6 protein-coding genes are annotated in these 7,697 nt (G+C 76.5%); 5 read left to right on the forward strand and 1 reads right to left on the reverse strand.

What is annotated here, in order from left to right; all coding sequences use genetic code 11:
• The first annotated feature begins 175 nt into the window (after nt 1–175).
• The 3 genes from HCN08_RS19400 (at nt 176) to HCN08_RS19410 (ending at nt 4,038) form a co-directional block, all read left to right on the forward strand.
• Nucleotides 176–2,230, forward strand: coding sequence for a DUF5107 domain-containing protein (locus HCN08_RS19400; protein WP_167984396.1), 2,055 nt, complete (start codon nt 176–178; stop codon nt 2,228–2,230).
• A gap of 106 nt (nt 2,231–2,336) precedes the next feature.
• The gene (locus HCN08_RS19405) at nt 2,337–3,404 is read left to right on the forward strand and encodes an RNA ligase (ATP) (protein WP_167984397.1); all 1,068 of its coding nucleotides are present in this window, start codon (nt 2,337–2,339) and stop codon (nt 3,402–3,404) included.
• Nucleotides 3,405–3,609: 205 nt separating this feature from the next.
• Complete coding sequence (locus HCN08_RS19410) at nt 3,610–4,038, forward strand: SseB family protein (protein WP_167984398.1); 429 nt, start codon at nt 3,610–3,612, stop codon at nt 4,036–4,038.
• Between the two features lie 104 nt (nt 4,039–4,142).
• Here HCN08_RS19410 and HCN08_RS19415 read toward each other — a convergent pair whose 3' ends face one another.
• Nucleotides 4,143–5,618, reverse strand: a complete 1,476-nt coding sequence (locus HCN08_RS19415; protein WP_167984399.1) for a bifunctional phosphatase PAP2/diacylglycerol kinase family protein — start codon at nt 5,616–5,618, stop codon at nt 4,143–4,145.
• Between the two features lie 53 nt (nt 5,619–5,671).
• Between HCN08_RS19415 and HCN08_RS19420 the strand changes: the two genes are divergently transcribed.
• Together HCN08_RS19420 and HCN08_RS19425 are read left to right on the forward strand one after the other, a co-directional pair.
• Complete coding sequence (locus tag HCN08_RS19420; protein ID WP_322974558.1) at nt 5,672–6,340, forward strand: HAD family hydrolase; 669 nt, start codon at nt 5,672–5,674, stop codon at nt 6,338–6,340.
• Nucleotides 6,341–6,438: 98 nt separating this feature from the next.
• Entirely contained in the window at nt 6,439–7,620 is a 1,182-nt protein-coding gene (locus tag HCN08_RS19425; RefSeq protein WP_167984401.1) for an aminotransferase class I/II-fold pyridoxal phosphate-dependent enzyme, read from the forward strand.
• The last annotated feature ends 77 nt before the right edge of the window (nt 7,621–7,697 follow it).

Below are 7,697 nucleotides of genomic sequence, written 5' to 3' on the forward strand. Positions count from 1 at the left end.
GCCCGCACCGCGTGATCCGGCCACCCGGACCTCACCCCTCCACCGCCCACTTGCGGGGTTTTGCCCAACCCTGAACCCCAGGGGGCCTGTTCAGAGCGCCGGGAAAGCTGTTCCATGGTGATCGTCAGACCCCGCGCAACCCGCGATCGCCGCACCGGACGAGGATGAGGTGGCCTTGGCTACGACCGTGCGCAGTACGAAGGTGGCCCTTCCGGCCGCCCCGCTCGGACCGGAGAACCCGCTGCCCGCGCTGCGCCCCGCGGGCGAACTGCACCGGATCGACCCGGCCGACCTCGTGGGGCTGCCCGCCGACATGGCCCGGCAGATCGGCTACGCCCCGCTGCGCACCATCCTCCCGGTCCGCACCCGCGACGGCTACGGCCGCGACCGGGCCCCCGCCGAACTCGACGCCCTGGTCGTCGAGAACTCCCGGCTGCGCGCCACCGTCCTGCCCGGCCTCGGCGGCCGGCTGCACTCGCTCTTCCACAAGCCCACCGGCCGCGAACTGCTCTACCGCAACCCGGTCCTCCAGCCCGCCGACTTCGCCCTGGCCGGCGCCTGGTTCTCCGGCGGCGTCGAATGGAACCTCGGCGCCACCGGACACGCCGCCCACACCTGCGCCCCGCTGCACGCCGGGCGGGTCCCGGCGCCCGACGGCGGCGAGATGCTGCGGCTGTGGGAGTGGGAGCGGCTGCGCGACCTGGCCTTCCAGATCGACCTGTGGCTGCCGGAGGACTCCGACTTCCTCTACGTCGGCATCCGGGTGCGCAACCCGCACGACCGCACCGTCCCCGCCTACTGGTGGTCCAACATCGCGGTGCCCGAGACCGACCGCACCCGGGTGCTGGCCCCCGCGACCGCCGCCTGGCACTTCGGCCACCAGCGGGTGCTGCGCCAGGTCGAGCTGCCGGTGCCGGCCGCCGGCGCCCCCGACGTCAGCTACCCCGGCGGCTCGCAGCACGCCGCCGACTACTTCCTGGACATCCGCGGCGACGACCGCCGCTGGATCACCGCGCTCGACGGCGACGGCCACGGCCTGGTCCAGACGTCCACCGACCTGCTGCGCGGCCGTAAGGTCTTCTGGTGGGGCCGCGGTCGCGGCGGGCGGCGCTGGCAGGACTGGCTCACCGAGCCCGGCACCGGCGGCTACCTGGAGATCCAGGCCGGCCTGGCCCGTACCCAGTTCGAGCACATCCCGATGCCCGCCGACACCGACCTGTCCTGGCTGGAGGCGTACGGGCCGCTGAGCGCCGACCCGGAGCTGGTGCACGACACCGACTGGGCCGCCGCCCGCGCCGAGGCCGCCGCCCGGCTGGAGGCCGCGCTGCCGCGCGCCGCCGTCGACACCGCGTACGCCGACTGGCTGGAACAGGCCGACGTCGACCCCAAGGACATCCTGCACACCGGCTCCGGCTGGGGCGCGCTGGAGGCCGAGCGCGGCCATCTGCGGCTGCCCGGCACGCCGTTCGAGGCGACCGCGCTCGGCGAGCCGCAGAAGCCGTGGCTGGAACTGCTGCTCGCCGGCGTCTTCCCGCGGCCCCCCGCCGGGGCGCTGCCCGGGCCGGGCCTGGTGTCGCCGCCGTGGCGCGAACTGCTGGAGTCCGCCGACACCTACCCCGGCAACGAGTGGTACCTGGACTACTACCTGGGCGTCGCCCAGTGGGCGGCCGGCGACCAGGCGCAGGCCGTGCGCAGCTGGGAGCGCTCGCTGGCCGCCCACCCCTCGCCCTGGCCGGCCCGCGCGCTCGCCGTCGCCGACGCGCTGGACGGCCGCACCGACCGCGCCGCCGAGCGCTACCTCACCGCGTGGCAGGGCCTGCTGGCCGGCGCGGAGCAGTACGGGCCCGACGCCCGCACCGCCCAGCGCGCCCTGCTGGTCGAGGCCGTGCCGGTGCTGCTCGACGCCGGCCGGGCCGTCGACGCCGAGCGGCTGCTGGCGGCCCCGGCCCTGGGCGGCGGGGCCCCGCTGGACGACGGGCGGATCCGGCTGCTGCGCGCCCGTACCGCACTGGCCCGCGGGGACGCCGCCGCGGCGCGGGCGCTACTGGACGCCGGGATCGTCGTCGCCGACCTGCGGGAAGGCGCGGAGGAGCTCAACGAGACCTGGTGGGCGGTCGCCGAGCGGCTGGTCGCCGGCGACGGCGAGATCACCGACGCGGTACGGGCCGCCGCCCGCGCCGGGCACCCGCTGCCCGCCGGCTACGACTTCCTGATGCGGCCGGGCAGCTGACACCCCGGCAGGAAAACCGTTGGCCCGGGCCTGACTCCCGCCGCCACAGTGGTGTGCGCCCCCGATCGCGGGGCGCACACCACACGAACCGGGGGAGGGGACAGCCATGTCCACACTGCGGGTCACCGCCGAGCGGCTGACGATTCTGGAGCACCCGAACGCCGACGCACTGGAGCTGGCGCAGGTCGGCCTCTACCGCGCGGTGGTGGCCAAGGGGGCTTTCCGCACCGGTGAGTTCGCGGTGTACATCCCCGAGCAGGCCGTACTGCCCGACCCGCTCATCGCCGAACTCGGCCTGACCGGGCGGCTCGCCGGCGGCGCCGCCAACCGCGTCAGGGCGGTACGGCTGCGCGGCGAGCTGTCGCAGGGCCTCGTGTGCCGCCCCGCCGCGCTCGACGGCACCGACCTGGCCGCGGCGTCGGCCGCCGACGAGGACTTCGCCGAGCGCCTGGGCATCACCAAGTGGGTGCCGCCGGTGCCGGTGTCGATGAGCGGGGACGTCACGGCCGCGCCCGACCTGCTGCCGTGGACCGACATCGAGAACCTCAAGCGCTTCCCCGGCATCTTCGCGCCCGGCGACCTGGTCACCGTCACCGAGAAGCTGCACGGCACCGCCTGCTGCCTGACGTACTACGCGGGCACCGGCGAGGTGCACGTCACCTCCAAGGGCCTGGGCGCCCAGCGGCTGGCCCTCACCGAGGCGGCCGGCAACCTCTACTGGCGTGCCGTGCGCGGCTACGGCCTGCCCGAGCTCGCCGCGGAGCTGGCCGGCAAGCTCGGCGCGGCCCGGCTCGGCATCTACGGCGAGGTCTACGGCGGCGGCGTGCAGGACCTCGGCTACGGCGTCGACGCCCGGCGCGAGCTGCCCGGCTACGCGGCCTTCGACGTGTGCGCCGACATCGGCGGCCGGCTGCGCTGGATCGACCCGGCGGACCTGCCGGTCGGCGAGCTGCCGCTGGTGCCGCGGCTCTTCCACGGCCCCTTCGACCTCGACCGGGTGCTGGAGCTGGCGCAGGGCCGGGAGACCGTCACGGGGCGCGGGACGCACATCCGCGAGGGCGTCGTCGTCCGCACCGCCGACGACACGTACAGCCCCGTCCTCGGCGGTCGCGCCCTCGCCAAGGTCGTCGGCGACGCCTACCTGACCCGCAAGGGCGGCACCGAGTACGAGTGAGGCCACCGGGGGACCGGCCGGGCGGGGATGTTTCCGGCCCGGCCGGTGGCATTTCCCGGCCCGCGGCGCATGCTCTGCCGCCTGCCGGGTACGCGCCGGGGTCAGTAAGGGAAACGCACGCGCAGGACCGACCACGCAGCCGGGGCGCCCGGCCGGACCAGGCCGGTGTCACCCCCGGGCCCCGCGGCGAGAGGACACCTCAGCGATGACCGACGACATCAGCCCCGACGGCGCCCTGCCTCCCGTGCAGCGCGCACTCCACGAGATCGCGAGCGGCAGCGAGAACGTCATCGCGCTCAGCACCCTCGCCGTCAGCGACGTGCTGCTGCCGGTGCCGGCCGTGGACGAGTACCCCGAAGGCGTCGACGGCACGGAACTGCCCAGCGAGATCCAGCTACCGGTCTACGAGCAGGAGGACGGCCGGCAGCTCGTGCCGGTCTTCACCTCCGAGAACCGGATGGCCGACGCGCTGCCGGCGACCCACCGCTACCGGCTCGTGCAGCTCGCGGCGCTCAGCGGCGCCTGGCCCTCCGACGAGCTCATCTTGTCGATCGACACCGGCAACGCCGACTCCCTCAGCATCTCCGGCCAGGGCGTCCGGGCGCTGGCCGGCCTGGTCAGCGGCAACAACTGACCGGCAACACCTGACGGCGGCAGCTGACAGCGTGGCGCAGGGCAGCGGCCCGGCGACCGACGGCCGGCCCCCACCCGGGGGCCGGCCGTCGCGCGTGCCGCGGCTCACCGGCGCCCGCGGTAGACCACCAGCCCGTCCGGCACCTTGTCCAGCAGCAGCTCACGCGGAGCCGGCGCCACCTCGCCGTCGCACGCCAGGTGGACGCCCTCGCCGGGCACCCGGACCCGCAGCCGCCGCACCTCCGCCGCCTCGTACACCGGCGACCGGGTCAGCACCCCGGTCAGCGCCGCGCCCAGCAGCCGGGTGCGGGCGTACGGGCCGCCGTCGACGATCCGCACGTCCAGCCGCCCGTCGGCCAGGTCCCGGCGGCGCACCGGCGCCAGGCCCACGCTCGAATAGCGGCAGTTCCCGGCGAACAGCAGCCACACCGAGCGCGGCCTGCCGTTGATCTCGATGTCCACCGGCCGGCAGGTGCGCAGCACGTGCACCGCCGCCAGCACGCTCGCCGGCCACGCCCCGACCCGCCGCGACCAGCGCTCCCGCACCCGCACCAGGTCCGGGTACGAGCCGATGCTGAAGGTGTTCAGGAACGGCTCGGCCGCCCCCCGCGCACCCCCGTCCAGCGCGGTCGTGCCCGCCACGTCCACCCGGGCCCCGCGCCGCTCCAGCACCGCCGCCGCGGTGTCCTCCACACCCCGCAGGCCCAGATCCGCCGCGAAGTGGTTGCGCGTCCCGCCGGGGAAGACCGCCAGCGGCAGCCCGTGCCGCAGCGCGACCGCCGCCGCCAGCCGTACGGTCCCGTCGCCGCCGCACACCCCCAGCGCCCCGCGCTGCCCCGCTGCCAGCGACGCCGCCTTCTCCAGCTGCTCGGCCAGGTCGTCGTCCTCCGTGCACTCGCTGACCTCGGCCAGCGGCAGCGCCGCCGCGATCCGCGCCGCCGGCGGGCTCAGCAGCGGCGGCGGCCCGGAGGCGGCGTTCACCACCACATGCAGCCCGCGCCCACCCGGCAGCTCCGGCACCGGCACGGCGGGCCCCGGCCGCGGCACACCCGGCGCGGGCGGCAGCACCGCCCGTACGGCGAAGGCCGCGCCGACGCCCAGCGCGCACCCCACCAGCACATCGCTCGGGTAGTGCACCCCGGTGTAGACCCGGGAGAAGGCCACGCTCGCCGCGACCGGCGCGAGCAGCGCGCCCCAGCCCGCCGACTCCAGCGCCGCCCCGGTCGCGAAGGCCGCCGCCGAGGCCGAATGGCCCGAGGGGAAGGACGACGTGACCGGCTGCCTCCGCAGCCGCCGTATCACCGGCACGGCCTCCAGCAGCGGGCGCGCCCGGCGGAAGGCGCCCTTGCCCACCGTGTTGACCGTCAGCGACGCCAGCGCGAGCGACCCCGCGCCCCGCAGCGCCGCCCGCCGCGCCTCCGGCCCGCCCACCACCGCCATGCCCGCCGCCACCGCGCCCCACAGCCGCCCGTGGTCGGCCGCCCGGCTCAGCCGCGGCAGCACCGGCTCCGCGCCCGGCCAGTGCCGGCCCGCGACCTGCGAGAAAAGCGCCCGGTCCCAGCTCTTCCAGGGATATGCCATGCCGCTCGGTTACCCTGCGGCGGCCCGCACACGCGCACGGTACGCTCCGCCGGGTGAACGTCACCCCGAACAGACCACCTGACCTGGTCGTCTTCGACTGCGACGGCGTCCTGATCGACAGCGAACGGCTCGCCGTCACCATCGACGCGCAGATCCTCGCCGGCCTCGGCTGGCCCCTGACCGAGGCGGAGATCGTCGAGCGCTTCGTCGGCCGCTCCTTCACCGACATGGCCGCCGACATCGAGAACCAGCTCGGCCAGCCGCTGCCCGCGGGCTGGGACACCGACTGGCGCCGCCGCTACCGCGAGACGTTCGACGCCGAACTGACCGCCGTCGAGGGCGTCGAGGCGGTGCTGGACGCGCTGGCCGGCGCGGGCGTGCCGACCTGCGTCGCCTCCAGCACCGGCCACAGCGGCCTGGCACACACGCTGGGCCTGACCGGCCTCTACGACCGCTTCGCCGGCCGGGTCTTCAGCGCCGCCGACGTCACCCGCGGCAAGCCCGCCCCCGACCTGTTCCTGCACGCCGCCCGCACCCTCGGCGTACCGCCGGCCCGCTGCGTCGTCGTCGAGGACAGCCCCTACGGCGTCGCCGCCGCCCGCGCCGCCGGCATGCCCGCCTTCGGCTACTGCGGCGGCCTCACCCCGGCGCACCGGCTGGAAGGCCCCGGCACCACCGTCTTCGCCCACATGCGCGAGCTGCCCGCCCTGCTCGGGGTGTGACGCCGGAGCGCTCCTGGTGCACAAGTGCCCGCGGCGAGGGAAGGTGGCCTCAGGGGGCGCGCTCCCGCGCCCCGGAGTGCCAGCAGCGGAGGTGCGCCATGACGATCAGCGTGCCGCACGGCGTCCGGCCTGACCCGGGCCTGCCCGTACCCCCGTACTGGGCGGAGCACCTGGCCGCCGCCGCGCCCGGCACCGACGACCCGGGCGGCGGGCCCCGCCTGCTGGAGGCCGCCTGCGGCTACTTCACCCGGCGCGGCCTGTGGAGCGGCCCCGGCCAGGTGCTCGCCGCCCCCGGCGCGGAGTCCCTGCTGCTGGCCCTGCTCGCCGCGGTCGGCGGCGACCCCGTCCTGGCCCGCCCCGCCCCCGCCTGGCAAGTCGGCGTCGCCGCCCTGATCGGCCGCCCCGTCCACGCCGTCCCGAGCGCCCCCGAGGGCGGCGGCGTACCCGACCCGTTCGCCCTGCTGGAGACCGTCCGCCGGGCCCGCTCCGCCGGCGCCGACCCCCGCCTGCTCGTGCTCTCCGCCGCCGACGACCCCACCGGCACGGTCACCGCGCCCGAGCTGCTCCACGAGACCTGCGAGGCCGCCGCGGAGGCGGGCCTGCAGATCGTCTCCGACGAGACGTACTCCGACACGCTGCACCACCGCGACACGGTGCTGCTCAGCCCCGCGGAGATGCTGCCCGACCACACGGTGGTCCTCACCGACCTCGGCGCCACCCTCGTCCCCTTCACCGTCCCGGCGGCCCTCGCCCGCTTCCCCGCGACCGCCCACGGCACCTCCTGGCGCCAGCGCACCGCCGCCGCCCTCGCCGCCCTGCGCGCGGTCCTCCCCGCCCCCGTCGCCGCGGCCACCTCCTACGTCCTGACCGAACCCACCGAGGTCACCGACTTCACCGCCGCGGCCAACCGCCTGCACGCCCTCACCGCCGCCGCGGCCCACCGCGCCCTCACCGCCGCCGGCGCCGTCTGCCGCCCCCCGAAAGCCGGCTTCCACCTCTACCCCACCCTCACCGCCCCCGGCCTCGACGCCCCCACCGCCGAAGCCCGCCTCTCCACCGCCCTCGGCCGCCCCACCCCCGGCGCCCACCACTTCGGCGACGACCCCACCGAACCCCGCCTCCGCATCGACACCGGCCCCCTCCACGGCCACACCCCCCACCACCTCCACCAAACCCTGACCACCCCCAACCCCCTCACCCTCCCCCACGTAAAAGCCGCCCTCGACACCCTGACCACAGCCATCACCTCCCTGACCACCCCATCCCCCACCGGCGTCTAGCCACCCGACGCCCACCCACCGTCCGCGGCCAGAGCCCCGACGAAAGCAGGGGGCCCACCCACCCCAGCCCCCACCCA

This window comes from Actinacidiphila epipremni, from assembly GCF_012034175.1.
Taxonomy (GTDB): domain Bacteria; phylum Actinomycetota; class Actinomycetes; order Streptomycetales; family Streptomycetaceae; genus Actinacidiphila; species Actinacidiphila epipremni.